Annotated in this window: 17 protein-coding genes and 1 tRNA gene; 15 read left to right on the top strand and 3 right to left on the bottom strand. The window is 34.2% G+C overall.

What is annotated here, in order from left to right; translation table 11 throughout:
- The first annotated feature begins 52 nt into the window (after positions 1-52).
- Positions 53-928: a DUF2911 domain-containing protein gene (locus AC07N0_RS08315; protein WP_494588805.1), complete on the top strand. Its 876-nt coding sequence runs from the start codon at positions 53-55 to the stop codon at positions 926-928.
- Between the two features lie 110 nt (positions 929-1,038).
- Here the strand turns inward: AC07N0_RS08315 and AC07N0_RS08310 are convergent, their stop codons facing one another.
- Together AC07N0_RS08310 and AC07N0_RS08305 are read right to left on the bottom strand one after the other, a co-directional pair.
- Positions 1,039-2,583, bottom strand: coding sequence for a bifunctional metallophosphatase/5'-nucleotidase (locus AC07N0_RS08310; RefSeq protein WP_494588804.1), 1,545 nt, complete (start codon positions 2,581-2,583; stop codon positions 1,039-1,041).
- Positions 2,584-2,939: 356 nt separating this feature from the next.
- On the bottom strand, positions 2,940-4,658 hold the full coding sequence (locus AC07N0_RS08305; RefSeq protein WP_494588803.1) for a sodium:solute symporter family protein: 1,719 nt from the start codon (positions 4,656-4,658) through the stop codon (positions 2,940-2,942).
- Between the two features lie 891 nt (positions 4,659-5,549).
- On the opposite strand from AC07N0_RS08305, the gene AC07N0_RS08300 reads away from it, so the two are divergent.
- Together AC07N0_RS08300 and tig are read left to right on the top strand one after the other, a co-directional pair.
- Positions 5,550-5,631, top strand: a tRNA-Leu gene (locus tag AC07N0_RS08300).
- Positions 5,632-5,784: 153 nt separating this feature from the next.
- On the top strand, positions 5,785-7,107 hold the full coding sequence (gene tig, locus AC07N0_RS08295) for a trigger factor (RefSeq protein WP_494588802.1): 1,323 nt from the start codon (positions 5,785-5,787) through the stop codon (positions 7,105-7,107).
- A 147-nt stretch (positions 7,108-7,254) separates the two neighbouring features.
- On the opposite strand, the gene AC07N0_RS08290 is transcribed toward tig, so the two are convergent.
- A complete protein-coding gene (locus AC07N0_RS08290) occupies positions 7,255-7,626 on the bottom strand; it encodes a helix-turn-helix domain-containing protein (RefSeq protein WP_494588801.1) in 372 nt (123 codons plus the stop codon).
- A 257-nt stretch (positions 7,627-7,883) separates the two neighbouring features.
- Between AC07N0_RS08290 and AC07N0_RS08285 the strand changes: the two genes are divergently transcribed.
- The 12 genes from AC07N0_RS08285 (at position 7,884) to AC07N0_RS08230 (ending at position 17,764) form a co-directional block, all read left to right on the top strand.
- Positions 7,884-8,597, top strand: a complete 714-nt coding sequence (locus AC07N0_RS08285; RefSeq protein WP_309912480.1) for an ATP-dependent Clp protease proteolytic subunit — start codon at positions 7,884-7,886, stop codon at positions 8,595-8,597.
- A 143-nt stretch (positions 8,598-8,740) separates the two neighbouring features.
- A complete protein-coding gene (gene clpX, locus AC07N0_RS08280; protein WP_492802139.1) occupies positions 8,741-10,006 on the top strand; it encodes an ATP-dependent Clp protease ATP-binding subunit ClpX in 1,266 nt (421 codons plus the stop codon).
- Between the two features lie 107 nt (positions 10,007-10,113).
- A complete protein-coding gene (locus AC07N0_RS08275; protein ID WP_494588800.1) occupies positions 10,114-10,674 on the top strand; it encodes a hypothetical protein in 561 nt (186 codons plus the stop codon).
- Between the two features lie 95 nt (positions 10,675-10,769).
- A complete protein-coding gene (locus tag AC07N0_RS08270) occupies positions 10,770-11,846 on the top strand; it encodes a hypothetical protein (protein ID WP_494588799.1) in 1,077 nt (358 codons plus the stop codon).
- A 1-nt stretch (position 11,847) separates the two neighbouring features.
- Positions 11,848-13,269 (top strand): hypothetical protein, encoded by a 1,422-nt coding sequence (locus tag AC07N0_RS08265; protein ID WP_494588798.1) that lies wholly within the window; start codon positions 11,848-11,850, stop codon positions 13,267-13,269.
- A gap of 207 nt (positions 13,270-13,476) precedes the next feature.
- Entirely contained in the window at positions 13,477-13,896 is a 420-nt protein-coding gene (locus AC07N0_RS08260; RefSeq protein WP_492802130.1) for a GNAT family N-acetyltransferase, read from the top strand.
- 39 nt (positions 13,897-13,935) lie between these two features.
- Positions 13,936-14,787 (top strand): DUF5694 domain-containing protein, encoded by an 852-nt coding sequence (locus AC07N0_RS08255; RefSeq protein WP_494588797.1) that lies wholly within the window; start codon positions 13,936-13,938, stop codon positions 14,785-14,787.
- 36 nt (positions 14,788-14,823) lie between these two features.
- Entirely contained in the window at positions 14,824-15,834 is a 1,011-nt protein-coding gene (locus tag AC07N0_RS08250) for a hypothetical protein (protein WP_494588796.1), read from the top strand.
- 4 nt (positions 15,835-15,838) lie between these two features.
- Positions 15,839-16,246 (top strand): hypothetical protein, encoded by a 408-nt coding sequence (locus AC07N0_RS08245; RefSeq protein WP_494588795.1) that lies wholly within the window; start codon positions 15,839-15,841, stop codon positions 16,244-16,246.
- On the top strand, positions 16,225-16,512 hold the full coding sequence (locus AC07N0_RS08240; protein WP_494588794.1) for a hypothetical protein: 288 nt from the start codon (positions 16,225-16,227) through the stop codon (positions 16,510-16,512). Before AC07N0_RS08245 ends, AC07N0_RS08240 begins: the two co-directional genes overlap by 22 nt.
- Before the next feature lie 206 nt (positions 16,513-16,718).
- Positions 16,719-17,096, top strand: a complete 378-nt coding sequence (locus AC07N0_RS08235) for a PH domain-containing protein (protein ID WP_309912494.1) — start codon at positions 16,719-16,721, stop codon at positions 17,094-17,096.
- 125 nt (positions 17,097-17,221) lie between these two features.
- A complete protein-coding gene (locus tag AC07N0_RS08230; protein ID WP_492802127.1) occupies positions 17,222-17,764 on the top strand; it encodes a DUF1599 domain-containing protein in 543 nt (180 codons plus the stop codon).
- The last annotated feature ends 39 nt before the right edge of the window (positions 17,765-17,803 follow it).

Genomic DNA, 17,803 nt, shown 5'->3' with positions numbered 1-17,803 from the left:
TTCGTTACTTTTATATGAAAATCTCAATTCAGCATTAATCAAAAAAATCACCATGAAAAAACTATTTTTAGGCCTTATCCTAGGACTTTCCCTTGCTGCCAATGCACAAATACGTTTACCTCAACCTAGTCCTGCGGCATCAGTTGCTCAAACCGTCGGAACAACTGATATTAGCATTAAATATTCTCGCCCAAGTATCAAAGGACGTGAGATTTTTGGCGGAGTAGTAGCCTACGATAAAGTTTGGCGTACAGGAGCTAATGCTGCAACCCAAATTACGTTATCCAATGAAATTAGTCTTGGTGGAAAAAAAGTGGTTGCAGGTTCTTATGCTATTTTTTCTATTCCTACTAAAGGAGATTGGACGTTGATTTTAAACAAAGACATCACTGCTACAGAGCAAACTTATTCGCCCGAAAAGGATGCTTTGCGTACTACTGTAAAAGCAGCTGCGAATGCAAAAACGGAATCTTTCACGATTGATTTCAGTGATGTTACTGATAGCACTGCTAGTTTGAATATCTATTGGGCAGATAAAAAAATCTCTGCTCCTATCACTATCGAAACTTCTAAAATGGCTGAACTAGCTATTAGCAAAGCAATTGCTGATAATGCCAATGCTATGCGTACTGCGGCTGAGTTCTTTTTAGGAAAAGGGAAATTGAGCCAAGCTTTAACAGCAGTAAATGCATCGATTGCGGGTGGCGAAACTTTCCGTAATGTATGGGTAAAAGCACAGATTTTAAGCAAATCTGAAAACTATGCCGAGGCTTTTCCATTAGCTCAAAAAGCTTTGGCATTGGGTAATGCAGATACTTCTGGTTCTTTCAGCTTCTTTAAAGATGCTATCGAAAAAGGCATTGTAGATTATAGGGCTAAATTACCAGTAGCAGCACCTGTGACTACTAAGAAGAAGAAAGCGTTGTAGTATATCATTAGTAGCACGATTTTTAGTAGCACGACTTTCCAAGTCGTGAGGGAGAACAATCTTTAGTCCTTTTACCTCACACGACTTGAAAAGTCGTGCTACTGATAATATTACTTCTTCAAATACGTAATCAGTACTTTTCTAATATCATTACGGATGTCGTTTACATCTTTTTCATCTGACTCTACAATCCCTTTTACTTCAGGGTTTTGGGCAGTCAAGTAGCCAAAATTAGTTTCTTTACCTTCTATTAAAAACTTCGGCATCATTACATGGTAATCTTGGTTAATGTCTAATAATTTTCCATTAATCAGCCATTGTTTTTTGTTCTCATCATAGCTGATTTTATCCCATTGCAAAAATCCTCCATTCCCTTTGTTCTGTAAACCAGTTGCTAATATTTTGGCGAGTAGACTTCCTGTTAGACTCACTTCTACGATTTTGCCCCCAAAAGGTAATATCCTCATAATATCAAGCTGTGTAATTTTTCCAACCAATTGGTCATCTATTCTGACAGAACCACTATTGAAAACCGTACAATCCACAGGTTTTGTTGCTGCCGCCGACATCGCTTTGGCAATTAAATCACCTAAATTAGTATGTCCATTTCGCATGGTACTTTCTCTGCCGTCTAAGGGTATTGAGATTTCTGTTACCACATCATTTTTATCTAACCCTGCTTTTTTCATGGCAACATCCATGATTTCCTCCCATTTTTTGACAACCAATACTACTTCTGCATCATCTTTTATTTGCTCGTTTATTTTACGAAGCTCGCTATTAATCTCTAAAGATTTGGTTTGGGTATCAAAAGACAGGTTGTGGACATACGCCGTTTTGGCATTGGCATCCGCTTTAGCAATAAAGACCTTACCTTCTTTAAACAACATATTATCGTGGTCGTGCCCACCCATCAGAAGTTTTACATCGGGTAAAAGCTTTGCCAATTTTGCATCATCTACTTTGTTGATATGCGTAATCCCAACTACAAAATCACATTGAGGTTTCAATACTTCATAAGCCTGTTTAGCCGATTCAAAGAAATCATCATAATGCACATAATCCTTTTGGTTTGATGGCAATACAACCGAAAACATACCCATTTTTACTTCTTTTCCAACAGTATTGTTGAAAGTAAGAATAGTAGTCTTCGGAAAAGGAGTTTTTGTACCATTTACATTTTTTGCAAATGGAGTTAGCGTACCTTTATTATTTTGGAAAGCATTTGACGCCAACCAATTAAATTGTGATTCATCTATCCTCCTCTGCAAATCTGCTTCATCAATATCAAATTCATGATTGCCCAGACCAACCCAATCAAAGCCTACAACATTCATAGCCTCTACCATTTGGCGACCTTTTATGCTTTTCCCTTCGTATTTAAAAGTGGCAATTAAAGAAGGGTTCAGGAAATCTCCAGCAAGAATGGTAACAGTATTAGGATTTTTCTGGATTAATTCTTTTTTCAATGTTCCTAAACGAGCCATGCCTCCTACTTTCCCTCCTTCTAAGGGCGAAATTTCATACACATCATTCAGATGCAAGAATGTAATATTAACTACATTGTCAGATGACTTACTAGATGAACTTTGAGAGGTTTTACAGGAAGTGAAAATACTGGTAGCCAGTAAAAACAGTAGTAATATTCTTTTCATGGTTTGATAGATTATGGAAATAAAGACAATATTCACACAAGATAACAAACATATACTTTACGGCTCTAAAAAGCAATGATTCCTATTAGCCAGCGATTAAAATCCTACTGATTACCTACATCTTTTTAAAAGTTGAAATGTAGATGTGATTATTGAAAGATTGACTTAAATAGACATAAATCGTCTTAAAAACCAAGCGTTGAAGACCTTATCACTAGCGAGGGACTTAAGTCCCTCGCTAGTGATAATCGTTTGATTATTAATAACTTATAAACTTATGAGTAATCAATAGGATTAAAATCACCTGTTAATGAAAACTTATACTCTCAATTGATTCTTTTGATATTCACAACTCACTAACTCACAACTCTTCTACTAAACTGGCTTATTATCCAAGCAAAGCCAACTACCAATACACAGCCAATCACATTGAGCCAAAGGAAAGCTGTTAAGTCTATCCACCAAGCATAAATAACGAAGACTTCTGCCAATAAAGCCGCCCAGAAGACAGCATCACCTTTGATAGATTTGATATAGAAAGCTACTAAAAATACGCCTAAAATAGTTCCATAAAACCATGACCCTAAGATATTTACAGCCTCTATTAAACTCCCGATATTAGCCGTAAATTGTGCAACAATGATACAGACAATCCCCCAACCTAAAGTAACTAGTTTTGAAGCATTTACATAATGTTTTTCAGTATCCTGTGGATGAATCATTCTTTGATAAATATCGACAATAGTACAAGAAGTAAGCGAACTAAAAGCCGAAGCCATAGCTCCCATAGATGCCAGTAAAATAACCGCTATTAATAAGCCCACCATTCCTTGAGGCATATACTTGGTTACAAAAGATAGGAATATATAATTGGTATCGTTGACATTAGCGTCTGGATTGGTTTTCAACATCAAATCTTTTACTTCTTTCCTTAGGTCGTTGGCTTTTTTGTCGGCTGCCAAAGCTTTTGATTTTAAGGTTTCAAGCTTTTGGGCATTTAGTACTTGTATTTTTAAAGTACTTATATTTTCATCTGCTTTGATGACGGCATAAAGCTCTTCTACGACTTTCTTCTTCTCGGTAAAAACCTCAGAATTTTTCTTCATTAAAGCCTTATACGCTACCGTTTGTTCTACTTTGCCTAATTCTGTTTTATTAAAAAATAACGGTGCTTCATGAAACTGATAAAATACAAAAACCAATGAGCCAATCAATAGTATCAAGAATTGCATCGGAATTTTAAAGATACCATTCATTAATAATCCCAAACGACTTTCGCCAATGGATTCTCCTGATAAATAACGACTTACTTGTGACTGGTCTGTACCAAAATAGGATAATTGTAGGAAAAACCCACCTATCAATCCCGACCAAACGTTATACCGATTATTCAAGTCGAACTTCCAATCAATGGCATCAAGTTTATCCATTTTACCTGCTACTTTCAGCGTATCCACAAACCCCATTTCAGTAGGCAATAAATGTACTACCATATAGCCAGCCAAAAACATCCCTATCATCACTACCAACATTTGTTGCATTTGCGTATAGGAAATCGTTTTTGAACCTCCATACATACAATATATTGTTACGACGATACCTGTAATGATGTTTGTCCAGTACAAATTCCAGCCTAAAATGGTTGATAAAATAATGGATGGTGCCGCAATGGTCACGCCTGTTGATAAAGCTCTAGGAATGAGAAAAAGAAAAGAAGCCATTACTCTTGTCTTAAGGTCGAAGCGACCTTCTAGAAATTCATACGCTGTAAATACGTTTAGTTTTTTGAAGATGGGAATAAAAGTGATTGAGAGTACAATCATCGCTAAAGGCAAGCCGAAATAAAACTGTACAAAGCGCATTCCGTCTATATAAGCTTGGCCAGGGGCAGATAAAAAAGTAATGGCACTGGCTTGCGTCGCCATGACCGAAAGTGTAACATGATACCAAGGCATCTGTCTGTCGGCTAATAAATAGCCTTCAATATTCTTTTCTTGAATTCTTCCTTTCCATAGTCCAAAGCCAATAATTGTTCCTAATGTTAAAAGTAATACCAGCCAGTCGATATTTTCCATGTTAAATTTTATAATTAGCAGTTTAAAAGAGGATGCGAAACCGTTTTATCTTAAAAACAATTCGTACGAATGCTAAAACGACAAATTAAGCCGACAATTTCGACTTAATTAAAGTATTCGCTAAAGAGATAAAATAGGATAATCATCAGCACCAAATTACCGACAACTATCCAGTAAAGTTGTTTCCATGATTTGATAAAAGGCGGTAGTGATTTATCTTTTTCTTGCATGATTATATAATTGTATGGGTTTTGGTTGCCTGACTTCTTTATGAAAGAACATTTACAAAGGTCGTAATAATTTCATGAATGCTTGAGAATTAAAATTAAAGACAAACAAAGGATATTGCAATTGATGATTGAAGGATTGTATTATTGTGAATTAAAAATTTTATACCATTGTTTCCTAAACTCAGCAGATCCAATCAAGTAAAACTGAATATCTCTTGATATATAAAGACAAAATGATTTTCATAAACCAGCTAAACATATTTGAAAGTTTATTTATTTGGTTTGCATCGAAAAAGACAGCTTTCCTTTCTTCACGTCTTACTTTTCTTGCCTTGACGCAAGAAAAGTAACAAAAGAAAGTCAAGAAATTCCAAACTCGCTATCGCTCAAACAGTGGAATTTCACTAAATGCTTACACCTAAATAGCATAAAACTTTAAGTAATAAATCTCATCGAAATTTAAACATAGTCTAAAAAGATACTTCTCACAAAATTGCTGAAAACTATCTGAAAATAATTATCTACATCCCAAAACAATAAACAACTGATATTCAAATACTTAAATTTTCAAGAAAAAATATTTTACTTTTTTTGCGTTTTTTTTTCGGAAAAGCTTGCAAAAAGAAAAACGGCTTCCTAATTTTGCACCTCCAAAACGCAAGCGGGCGTGGTGGAATTGGTAGACATACCAGACTTAGGATCTGGCGCCGCGAGGCATGGGGGTTCGAGTCCCTCCGCCCGTACTCATTCAAAGCCCTCTTAACCGTTACGGTTTTGAGGGCTTTTTTGATTTCGGATTGTTGATTTCGGAATGCGGATTTACGAAAGTCAGACAAACTGAGATTTAGCAAAATAAAAATTCCGAAATCCGCATTCCAAAATCCGAATTCATAAAGATGAACATTTCTCTCGAAAAAAGTACCCCAGTGAACGCCCGTTTGGTCGTATCTATTTCTGAAGCTGACTATAAGCCACAAGTCGATAAAAATCTTAAAGACTACCGTAAGCGTGCTAACATCAAAGGATTCCGTCCGGGAATGGTACCTATGCAAATGGTACAAAAGATGTTCGGTAAATCAGTTTTAATCGACGAAATCAATTCTGTTTTAGGCAAAGCCGTTCCTAACTATATCAAAGAAAATAATTTAAGCTTAGTGGGTGATCCTATGCCATTAAACGAATTGGAAAATCCAATCGATTGGGATACTCAAAAAGAATTTAGCTTTACTTATGACATTGGTCTAGCTGGAGAATTCACCCTTGATTTTGCTAAACTTCCTGCTATCAATACTTACGAAATTGAAGCTACTGAAAAAGAAGTAGAAGAAACTATCGAAAATTTGAAACAAAATTCTGGAGAGCAAATTCACGCTGATACAGTAGAAGAAGGCGATATGCTTTTCGGTGTTTTCACACAAGGAGAATGGACTGAAAAATCTGCTATTCCTTTCAAAGCTATCAAAGAAGAAGCTAAAGCTACTTTTATTGGTGCTACCAAAGGAGATACATTGACATTTGACCTTCAAGCTACTTTTGTTGATGAAAAATCAATCGAATTGGCTACTGGTAACAAAACTGGCTTAGTAGGTGAAGTTACTTTCACGATTGAAGATATCACTCGTAATGGTGTTGCTGAATTGAATCAAGCATTTTTTGATAAAGTATTAGGCGAAGGCAAAGTAAGTTCTGAAGAGGAATTCCGTAAAGAGATTCTTGAAATCATCAAAACTAACTATAAGCGTGAAGCTGAATATTTATTGAGAATTGATGCTGAAAAAGCTTTATTAGAAAACATTGCTATCGAATTGCCAGAGGATTTCTTGCGTAGTTGGTTAATCCAAGTAAACGAAGGAAAATTCACTCCTGAGCAAATTGACCAAGATTTCGAAAATGTTAAGAAAGACATTCGTTTGAACTTAATCAAAAACGAAGTAGCTACTCAAAACGAAATCAAAGTAGAATATCCAGAAGTGCTTGAAAGAACGAAAGAAATGATTCGTGGTCAATTCGGAATGTATGCATCTGCTGATAATAGCATGGACGAAATGATTGAGCGTATTGCTAATGGATATTTAACTGATAAAAATAAGCAAGATAACTTCATGAAAATGTTCAATGAAGTATATGCAGCCAAAGTTTCTGACGTGATTTTAGCAAACGTTAAGACTGAAAGCAAAAATATTAGTGTAGATGAGTTCAAACAAGTTGTAGGAGCGTAATCTATTGTAGAATTAGTGAATTGTGATTGAGTGATTTTAGTCTCTCAAATATCAATTCAACAAAAAATCCCGTAAGGTCAACCTCTGCGGGATTTTTTGTTTTTATAATGTATGCATTAAACTCATAAACTTTAAGCTCATAAACTCTTAAAAGCCTATTTTTTCTCGCTGTTGCTGATTTTGAATAAGTCTATAAGCTTCTACCAAAACACGTTCCTCAAACTTACCTCTCCAGTAGTCTGATTCTCTTTTTAGTCTTTCTATTTCAACTTGCAATTTTTCCATTTCATTTTCTGAATTAAGCATTATTTTGGGTGTAATTATCTCCTCTCCAAAAAGCTCTAATACATTAATGTCTAGCAAACTGGCTATTTTTTGAGCCCTGCTAATGGTCAATTCAGTTTTACTGCGTTCGATGTCACCAAAGGCAGTTGTTGAGATTTGTAAAAGTTCTGCCATGTTCTCTTGTGAGTATCCTTTTAGCAGACGAGCTTGTCGTATTTTTTCTCCAATTTTCATAATTATCACCTTTTCTGATAAATTCTCTGTAAAACTGATTAGGATTATTTCATAGTTTTTGCATCTTTGCTGTCGAAGATTTTTTGAATAACACCAAAAATACTTCGATTAGTTTCAAAATTATAGAGAGAACTATTTGAAGGTTTTAAAAGTTATTAAAGGGCAATCTCATTAAATTCCTTGGCATGCAATTGCTAAAATGGTTTATTTGATTTAATTTACCAATCGACATATTTTCAATTTTATAAATTACCGTTATGTTTCCAAAAGAATTAAGTTCAGAAGAATTCAGAAAATACGCCGTACACCATAGAGGTTTGAACGGTTTGGCAGTAGACCAGTACATGAATCAGGCAAATAATATTGGTGGTACTAGTCGTCCATTCATTGAAGATATGACACAGTACATCATTGAAGAACGTCCGATGCGTTTTGCTCAAATTGATGTTTTTTCACGCTTAATCATGGATAGAATTATCTTCATGGGTGTACCTGTGGATGATTATATGGCTAATATCATTGTTGCTCAGATGTTATTTATGGAATCTACGGATGCCAAAAAAGACATTATGATGTACATCAACTCGCCAGGTGGCTCTGTATATGCAGGTTTAGGTATCTATGACACGATGCACTATATCCGTCCAGACGTTTCTACCATTTGTACTTCATTAGCAGCCTCGATGGGCGCAGTATTGTTGGCTGGTGGTACGGCAGGTAAGCGTTCGGCTTTACCACATGCACGTATCATGATTCACCAACCTTCAGGTGGTGCTCAGGGACAATCACGTGATATTGAAATCACAGCGCGCGAAATCGTTAAAATCCGTAAAGAATTATACGAAATCTTAGCACAACACTCAGGAAAATCATTTGAAGAAATCGAAAGAGATTCAGACCGAGACTACTGGATGCGTGCAGAAGAAGCAAAAGAATACGGTTTAATTGACGAAGTATTGACAAGAGTATAAAATTTTCTTGATACAATCAGTAAATTAAATAAGCGTATAACTAAAAATGCTTATTACTTCGATAGAAGTAGTAAGCATTTTTTATTTTTAAATCTGTAATTTTACGAAGGAAATAATGAAGGCACAATTTTGTGTGTAAAGATATGAGACAACAGCAAGCCCATTGCGTTCTTTGCGGACGTAAGCAAAACGAAGTACCATTATTGATGGAGGGTATGGATGGTCACGTTTGTAACGAATGTGTAACCCAAGCCTACCAAGTAGTTCAGCAAGAATTAAGTACTGAAAAGAATAAAAAAGGTAAAAATAATAAAGCTGTATCTCCAAAATTCAATCTGGTAAAGCCAATTGAAATGAAGAAATATATTGACCAGTATGTAATTGGTCAGTACGAAGCGAAGAAACACCTGTGCGTAGCCGTTTACAATCACTATAAGCGTTTGATGCAACATGATGTAAAAACAAACTTTGATGATATTCAGATTGAAAAATCAAACATCATCATGGTGGGCGAAACAGGGACAGGTAAAACATATATGGCAAAAACCATTGCTAGAATGTTGGAAGTACCTTTTTGTATTGCTGATGCTACGGTAATTACTGAGGCAGGATATGTGGGCGAAGACGTAGAAAGTATCTTAACACGTTTATTACAAGCTGCTGACTACGACGTAGAGAAAGCAGAAATGGGCATTGTGTTTATCGATGAAATTGATAAAATCGCTCGTAAATCTGATAATCCTTCTATTACACGTGACGTATCGGGCGAAGGTGTACAACAAGCCTTATTGAAGTTATTAGAAGGGGCTGTAGTAAACTGTCCGCCACAAGGAGGTAGAAAGCACCCAGACCAAAAGATGATAGCCGTAAATACTGAGAATATTCTTTTTATTTGTGGAGGTGCTTTCGATGGTATCAAACGTCATATTTCAAAACGTTTGAATACTCGTCCAATTGGTTTTAGTTCAGACGATACGTTCTTGGATATGTTTGAAGAAGAGAATGTAATGAAATTTGTTACTTCGCAAGATTTAAAATCATTCGGTTTGATTCCAGAACTGTTAGGACGTTTGCCAGTGGTGACTTATTTAGACCCATTAGACCACCAGACGCTGTTATCTATTTTGACAGAGCCTAAAAATGCCATTACTAAACAATACCATAAATTATTCGAAATGGAAGGTATTGATTTACAATTCGAACCACCAGCGTTAGAATATATCGTTAGTCAGGCAATGGAATATAAATTAGGAGCAAGAGGGTTACGTTCAATCTGCGAATCAATCATTACAGATGCCATGTTTGAACTACCTTCACAAGAAGAAATCAAAGAATTTAAAGTTTCGCTGGCTTATGCCCGTGAAAAATTTGAGCGAACCGTTTTTCATCAAATGAAAAAAGCCGCTTAACTCATATTTAGTACTCAAAGAAAAAGCCCAAATGATGATTTTGGGCTTTTTCTTTGGCAATTAATTTAAGTATTCAACGTTTCTTTACAAAACTAAAACCTAATAATATGCAAACAATTAAACTAACTTTCATAAGCATTTTTGCTTTAATGGTAGGAGTATCTTGTACTTCTCAGAAAACAATTATTTCTCAAAATCAGCATGAGACACAAAAGGCTGTCGAAGTGGCGAAAGTAGAAGAAAAGCCAAGTTCAACATTGATGATTGAAGCAGCCCATGAAAAAACAGCCCCTGTACTATATGCATCAGCATCAGAGGTTATCCATATTGATGAGGCAAACAATGAAACAGCCGTTGAATTAAAAAAAGAAAAAATCAACGCCATGTTAGACAAAGTAGTTTTACAAAAAAATGAAAGTAAGACTATCTCTACTACTCGCAAGGCTAATTTTGTAGAGAAACTTATTATTAAAAAGTTAGAGAAAAAGATGAAAAAAAGTGGAGTACAATCTGCTGATTTTCATAGTTGGAATCCAAACTTAAAAATTGGTGCCGTTCTTTTAGGCGTTGGTATCGTATTAGCCATCTTTGGATTAGGTGTCGTGGGTGGTATTTCAGCCTTCATTGGGCTGCTATTTGTCATTTTAGGCTTACTTCAAGAGGTATAATCGGTGTAAATCTGCCATTCTTCATAATTTCTTTGTCGAATAAAATATTTTTTTACAATTTCGGTTTTTATTGAAACCAATTATTCACGACGCTTATGTCTTTTTTCGACAAGTTGAAAAATGTTTTCCGTGGCAATAATCCTACCATTGAAAATACAAATATAGAAATACCTATCACAGAGGAGGTATTATCAAACGACGATGCGTTGGTGCAAGTAAATAATATTGCACCAACGTTTTCTAGTCCTGTCAATGACCAACCCGACTGGCTTATCAATGAAGATATTCTAAGAGATGAAGGCGTTATCTTTGGGCTGTCGGGTTCTAATCCAGACGAAAAAATCTCTATCATCCGTCACTACTTTTCTCAGCAAACAGCCGAAACGGAAAAAGTAATGGCCCAACACCAAGAAGAAATTGGTGAGTTGAATTATTGGATTAATGAAAAGGAAAGTTTGGTTAAAGATATTGAACAGCAAATTCAGGCTCTTAAAAATCAAGAATTTACCGAACAACATCATCTATTAAGAACAGTAGTTGGATTAGCACTAGCTATAGGTATTGCGGTAGGCAATTATTTCTTAATCAAAGAATCACTACAAGGACAATTCCAAGAAACTACCTTTATTGCTTTAGGTGTATTTGGAGCAGGGATGTTTAACCTTTTCGGGCGCATTTCATTCCTCCACGACGAAAGTAAAGTAAGCACTTGGAAAAGACTATTAGAAGAAATAGGCATGCCTTTGGCGGCATCTTTCTTTGTATTTGCCCAAATTTATTCTTCAAAACCTCCCCTTCAAGCATGGGCTTTGTTCGCTTTCATATTCTTTTTATTCATGTTTTCAGGCAAATTGTTCTTAGGAAATCTAACCATTTTCAAGGATGATTTTACCATCTTCCAAAAGCGAAATCAACTCTATAAAGATAAAATCAAGAAAGTAGCAGAATGGGAAACAGACATTGAAAAACATAAAGCCGAAATCGAAAAATATCGACAAAGAAAACAAGATATTTTACCTGAACTCACGAAACTAAGCACTATCAATTTGAAATTAAATGCCCAAAGAGATATGCTGATTAAAGTATTTGAAAGTGAGTATCATTTGGCTCAGAATTATAAAAATAGGTTGAACAACAATCAAGTGACAACAATTTTAGGAGAAGAAGAATAACATGGAAAATACAGAACAAAATAACAATCGTATGCCCGTAAATACTACGCCTTCGCATACTGAAATGTACGATTTTCAACATGGCTATCATGGAGGACTAGAATCTGTTGATAGAAATACTTATGAAGGCTTTTTGTCATCTCAAGTAAATTTCGAATGGTTAAGCCGTCAGCTTAGTGAGAAAAAACAGGAATTTACTGAATTAGAAAAAGTTACGGAACACATCAAAACTCGCTATAAAGAAGCCTATGACGCTCTTCAAGAAAGAATGTTAAAGGTAAATCTTGCAGGAAAAAATCGTGACCGTCTTGAAAATCAATTAGCTGAAAATCAAGAAATTTCCTCTACCCTTCTTGAAAAAAGAAAAATCAATTCGCATCAATACTCATTGTTTGCAGGTATTATTTACTTTCTGGCGGGTGTGTCGTTTGTGGCTGGTGATTTAATTATTTCACACGAAATCGTGGCTTATGCCCTTAATATTCGTAATAATGTTGAAGCATGGTCATTTGCTGTTGGTTTAGCCATGTTGTCCATCCTTTTGAAACCTGCCTATGAAAGATTGGTTGAGTCTCCTTATACGTCTGCCTCTTCTTTAAATTCTAAAAAAGTATACGTTTGGTTCAAAAGTATTACGGTAGTTTTTGCAGTAGTTACTTTGTTTATTTTGGGTTGGTTCAGGTATGAGGCCTATAAAACCGACAAAATGAAAGAAGGTGTTAACAAATCTATTAAACAGCTACAAAATCAAAGTTTTGATCCTCTTAATCCAACGGCTCCACTACCCGTAGCGGTTACCCGACAAATTGATGAAAAATTACGGATTTTTGACCAACTAAATGAAAAACTAGTAAATAGTCCTTGGGCTTTAGCTTCTTTTGTACTTTCGGGTGTATTATTTGCTTTAGCTGGAGCAATTTGTTTAGGTATTGCATTCCCTGTGTTACAATGCTACTGGACTAAATGGTTACAAATTGACCCTAAGCTAAAACAACTTAAGAAAGAGAAGACACAATTAGTTACTACTTTAGAAGGCGTTGAAAAAGACTTAGCAGACAATATCACTCAAAAAAATATTTTTGAGAACGATTTACAATTGCTCCCTTCTTTTGAATCGTTAGAATTACAAAAGAAAAGTCTTTTAGAAGAAATTAAGGATATTGAAAGAGAAACTCGTTTAGCCGAAACAGATTCAAGAATTGGTGCTTATAATGATGGCTTTGGTAAAGGATCGATGGTAAGAGCAGTAATCAATGAAGATGAAGTAAACCAGTTTGTAAGAGGTAATTACTTTGATACGGCTACTTTGGCAAGTAAAGCAAAGGCTTCATCTGGCGATAAAGCGATGTTCTCTAAACGTCCAAACCTCCGCCCTCATCAGCAATTACGTAAATTAATTTCTGAAGACTTTCAGGAGGAATAGTTTTGTTGATTTGAAAATGTAAAGGAATTGGAAATTTGAAGGTTTGAGAATTTAAGATTTAAAAATGAAAGGATTTGAGCATTTGAAGATTTGAAAATGTAAAGGCTAATTAACTTAATGATTTTAAAAAAATCTGTTTAAGAACCAAGCCATGATTCACTAATTCACAACTCACTCAATCACAATTCACTCAATCACTCAATAAATATGATCATAAAGACAGCAAACACTGAAGCAGAGGTTCGAAAATGTTGGTATGTAATTAGTTTACTTCGTCCACATCTTACCGAAGACGTATTTGTAGAAACAGTAATTGAAATGTTGAGTGAAGGTTATCAATTAGCTTATATCGAAAAAGATGATGAAGTAGTTTCTGCCATTGGTTTCAGGTATTTACAAATGCTTTACAATGGCAAACAAATCTATATCGACGACCTCACTACTTCAGACAAAGTTCGTGGTGAAGGTTATGGTACAGCGTTATTGGACTATGTAATCGAACTTGCCAAAGACAGAAATTATGATTGCGTCACGTTAGATTCTGGTCCCACACGCCATACTGCACATCGTTTGTACTTGAATAAAGGTTTTCAGATTAGTAGCTATCATTTTGTGAAGAAGTTGTAGAAGCAATAAACATATAATAACATTTACACATTTCAATAGATGAAGAAACTAAACCTAATTATACTCGTAACAATTTGTTTTAATACATTAAACCTCTTCGCACAAAAAAGTGAAATCAAACAACCTTCTTCATTTTTCCCAAAAGAAAAAGCACAAGTTTTAGTAGTTGGTACTTTCCATTTTGATTATCCCAATTTAGACATCAATAAAGTTAATGATAGCGACAAAATTGACGTATTGAAGGAACCCAAGAAATCTGAAATTACAGCATTGGTGAATTATATTAAAAAATTTAAGCCTACAAAGATTGCTATTGAAGCCGCTCCAAAATGGAATGCTACAGAAAAACTCAGACAATACAAGGCAGGAAATTTAAGAAATGAAAGAGACGAACGCTATCAAATAGCGTTGAGGATTGCTAGTGAAATGAAAATGGATACTATTTATGGTATTGATGCTGGTTCTTTTGATGAAGATTTAGTAAAATTAGATTCAGTATATTTTCAAAAGTTATTCAAGGATTTTGATTTTCAAAATGACGACAAGTTCAATGCAATGTATATGAAATGGTTTGATTATGAAGAAAAATTACCAGTCACGACAAACCTATTGAAATATATCAAACGCATTAATACCAGCGAATCTCATAAATTAGGTTATGGAGCATATCTGGTAGGAGATTTTAAATTAGATAATCAAAGAGGTGCCGATATCTTATCAATATGGTGGTACAATAGAAACTTGAGAATATTCAGAAAACTGCAAGAGATAACCGAAAGTAGTAAAGATAGAATATTAGTAATCTTTGGGAACGGACATGCCGCTGTATTAAGGCAGTTATTAGAATCTTCGCCAGAATACAAGTTTATTGAATTTGATAGTTTGAAGTAAAGCCGTTTGTTTATAAAGATAATTAAGCCTTAATTTATGAAAAACAACTATGAAAAGAAGGAGAAGTTTTCTATCTATATTAATCTTCCATTCATCGCTATTTCATTAATTATTATTGCTTTCATTGCTTTTTTGACGATAGTTATTCAAAAAGTTTTCAATAACCCACAACAGCTTTTTCATTTATATATACTCCCATTATTTTTCGGACTCATTTTTGAATATTATCGTATTATTCAAAAATGGAATGTTGTTTTAGGAACAGCATTAGCTTCTTTTATTCTAAGCTTTGCAGCATTCTTTCCTTTCAAAAATCAAAGTCAATATTTTTTAGAGTTACATATTGAAGTTTGGCCATTCTATCTCTTAGGTAGTTTCTTATTGATAGCAGTTTGTATAGGCGAAGTTAAGAAACCGTTAACTGAAGGTATTACTTTAATACAATCACTGGCAGTTATTTACTGGTTTTTTGACTTTGGCTTGGTGCAAAATGATAGTATATTCTCAAAAATACTCATTGGTTTAGGTTCAATATTCTGCATACTTTCTTTTTTGAATGCTTTCACTTACTTAATCTTATCAGATTTTAATAGGCTACTTTTAAGTGCTTGGAGCTCTACTATTATGCTCATATTTGCTATTGATAATATCATTAGAGTTTATAGGAATGAATCAATTGAGAATATCTCAATCTTGTCTCAACAGGCTTATGTTATCGTACAATATTTTGTTTTAGGTATTTCAAGTATTCATATTGTTACGAACTTTATTGGATTAGTAGCTTTTATTCCTCTTCCTTTAAAAGAAAGGTTCTTTAATAGCCAGTATTTTTATGATCTAAAAAATTTACATATTGAAAGGTATTCTGAAAGACAAGTTAGTATTCTGGAATCTTTCATTTGCTTAATATTACTTTCGTGTATTTTCTACCTCAATTATCAATTTCACTTTTTGCCAAGAAATTTTATTACATGGATTTCATTTATCATTATTCCGATGATTCTATCTATTGTTCGTAACATTAGGAAACAAAATAGAAAGCGATAAAATTATGTTAGCAACCATCACTACTTGTTACTTTCTTCTTATAAATATCTTTCCCGTTATAACTACTAAAAGTAAAGAGCACATTACTCCTTGTTACTTCAATGGTAAAACAATTCACCCCTCTGGACTAGATGTTAAGGCTAAAAAGCTGTTTTCCATTTACAAAAACCGTAGAGATAGTGTAGACTTTAGCTTTATCTCAGGAAATCAAAGTATCCATATTTGGACTAAGGATTTCAAAAGCATTAAAGGAAGATTGACAAATTTCACTTCTAAAACTAGTAAAGAAGATATTTACCCTAAACATTATAAAAAATATAAGAAAACACTTAAAATTGACCCCGAGGTAGCCAAAAAAGTTTATGCTATATTTAATGATTCTGACATCTTATGCCTGATGGAAAAAATATAAAAGATTGGTGTATTGGTGCGGATGGTATTACTTATTCTATAATATATTCTACCCCTAGCGAAAAATCAATCAAAAAATACTGGATACCTCAAGTGTATGTTGGAAAAATCAAAGAAGCGGATAAGCTAGTGTATTTACTTAATCAGCTTGAAGCAACGTTGAATATGCGAGATTCATATAGAAAGTTCTTTGATACCCTACCTAATGGATGTTATAATGTAAGTAGTATAATTATTTGGTGTAAAGAGAAGAGTAAAAAGAAATAGCATTTTGTATTTACTGACTATGTAAAAGTATATTTGATTTATATCAATGGAATAATCTTTTGCTTTTAATTACTACACTAACAGATTAGATAAATACGTTAGGAAATATTATCATAAAGATATTTTACAAGATAAATATCTATTTACTGTTCAACCTTAATTAAATTAGTGTGTAATTTCTTTTAACCCAATAAATAAACCTAAACATGGGAATTTTAAATGCATTGATGGGCAATTCATCAGAGGTTTCTGCTGATAAAATCGCTCACGAATTTGAGCCAATTTTGATTGAAGGAGAAGTGATTGTAAAATCATTTAAACTGATTAGAGATATGTTTGTTTTTACTAACAAGCGTTTGATTCTAGTTGACAAACAAGGGCTTACTGGTACTAAGACAGACTTTATGACGATTCCATACCATTCTATTAATTACTTTTCAAAACGAAGTGCTAGCTTACTAGACCTTGATGCCGAGATTTTGATTTGGATAAAAGGTTCGGCACAGCCTATCCAAAGAGAGTTTAGAAAAGGTGAAAACATTAACGATGTTTATAAGGCACTTAGCACTTATGTATTAAAATAAGGTGTATATTTCATGATGATAATCCCGCAAAGTTGTAAAGAACTTTGCGGGATTATTTTTGTAAATTACCATTTACCATCTAAAAGCAATAATTTTGTAAGATTAGCACAAATTTAAACCATACAATGAATCAAACTGAAACTCAATACAGAGAGATTATTGCTATTTGCAAAACATTATTTCAACAAAAAAATAAAGATTATGGTACTTCATGGCGAATTTTAAGATTGCCTAGCTTGACCGACCAGATTTTTATCAAGGCCCAAAGAATACGTTCAATCCAAGAAAAAGGAACACAAAAAATTGAGGACGGCATCGAAGGCGAATTTATCGGAATCATCAACTATTGTATCATTGCTTTGATTCAAAAAGAATTGGGTGATGCTACTAAAATGGAGTTTACAGAACAAGAACTTAGCGATTTATACGATATTCAAGTAGAGAAAACATTGGCATTACAAAAAGATAAAAACCATGATTATGGCGAAGCGTGGAGAAGTATGCGTGTAAGCTCTATGACTGACTTGATATTAACTAAAATCTTTAGGACAAAACAAATAGAAGATAATCAAGGCGTTACATTGGTATCAGAAGGTGTTGAAGCCAATTATCAAGACATGATGAACTATGCTATTTTTTGTATGATTCATCTAAAATTTGAGGCGTAATAAGAGCAGCTTTGGGATAATTTAGTTTATCAATCACTA

The organism is Arcicella sp. GW821-FHT09D11 (assembly GCF_059416265.1).
Note: the sequence above shows the minus strand (reverse complement) of the source record. Positions and strands in the feature narration are given on the sequence as shown.

Bases quoted from the DNA above. Each gene is read 5' to 3' on its own strand.
- AC07N0_RS08315 (WP_494588805.1), top strand. From the start codon at position 53: ATGAAAAAACTATTTTTAGGCCTTATCCTAGGACTTTCCCTTGCTGCC.
- AC07N0_RS08310 (WP_494588804.1), bottom strand. From the start codon at position 2,583: ATGAAAAGAATATTACTACTGTTTTTACTGGCTACCAGTATTTTCACT.
- AC07N0_RS08305 (WP_494588803.1), bottom strand. From the start codon at position 4,658: ATGGAAAATATCGACTGGCTGGTATTACTTTTAACATTAGGAACAATT.
- tig (WP_494588802.1), top strand. From the start codon at position 5,785: ATGAACATTTCTCTCGAAAAAAGTACCCCAGTGAACGCCCGTTTGGTC.
- AC07N0_RS08290 (WP_494588801.1), bottom strand. From the start codon at position 7,626: ATGAAAATTGGAGAAAAAATACGACAAGCTCGTCTGCTAAAAGGATAC.
- AC07N0_RS08285 (WP_309912480.1), top strand. From the start codon at position 7,884: ATGTTTCCAAAAGAATTAAGTTCAGAAGAATTCAGAAAATACGCCGTA.
- clpX (WP_492802139.1), top strand. From the start codon at position 8,741: ATGAGACAACAGCAAGCCCATTGCGTTCTTTGCGGACGTAAGCAAAAC.
- AC07N0_RS08275 (WP_494588800.1), top strand. From the start codon at position 10,114: ATGCAAACAATTAAACTAACTTTCATAAGCATTTTTGCTTTAATGGTA.
- AC07N0_RS08270 (WP_494588799.1), top strand. From the start codon at position 10,770: ATGTCTTTTTTCGACAAGTTGAAAAATGTTTTCCGTGGCAATAATCCT.
- AC07N0_RS08265 (WP_494588798.1), top strand. From the start codon at position 11,848: ATGGAAAATACAGAACAAAATAACAATCGTATGCCCGTAAATACTACG.
- AC07N0_RS08260 (WP_492802130.1), top strand. From the start codon at position 13,477: ATGATCATAAAGACAGCAAACACTGAAGCAGAGGTTCGAAAATGTTGG.
- AC07N0_RS08255 (WP_494588797.1), top strand. From the start codon at position 13,936: ATGAAGAAACTAAACCTAATTATACTCGTAACAATTTGTTTTAATACA.
- AC07N0_RS08250 (WP_494588796.1), top strand. From the start codon at position 14,824: ATGAAAAACAACTATGAAAAGAAGGAGAAGTTTTCTATCTATATTAAT.
- AC07N0_RS08245 (WP_494588795.1), top strand. From the start codon at position 15,839: ATGTTAGCAACCATCACTACTTGTTACTTTCTTCTTATAAATATCTTT.
- AC07N0_RS08240 (WP_494588794.1), top strand. From the start codon at position 16,225: ATGCCTGATGGAAAAAATATAAAAGATTGGTGTATTGGTGCGGATGGT.
- AC07N0_RS08235 (WP_309912494.1), top strand. From the start codon at position 16,719: ATGGGAATTTTAAATGCATTGATGGGCAATTCATCAGAGGTTTCTGCT.
- AC07N0_RS08230 (WP_492802127.1), top strand. From the start codon at position 17,222: ATGAATCAAACTGAAACTCAATACAGAGAGATTATTGCTATTTGCAAA.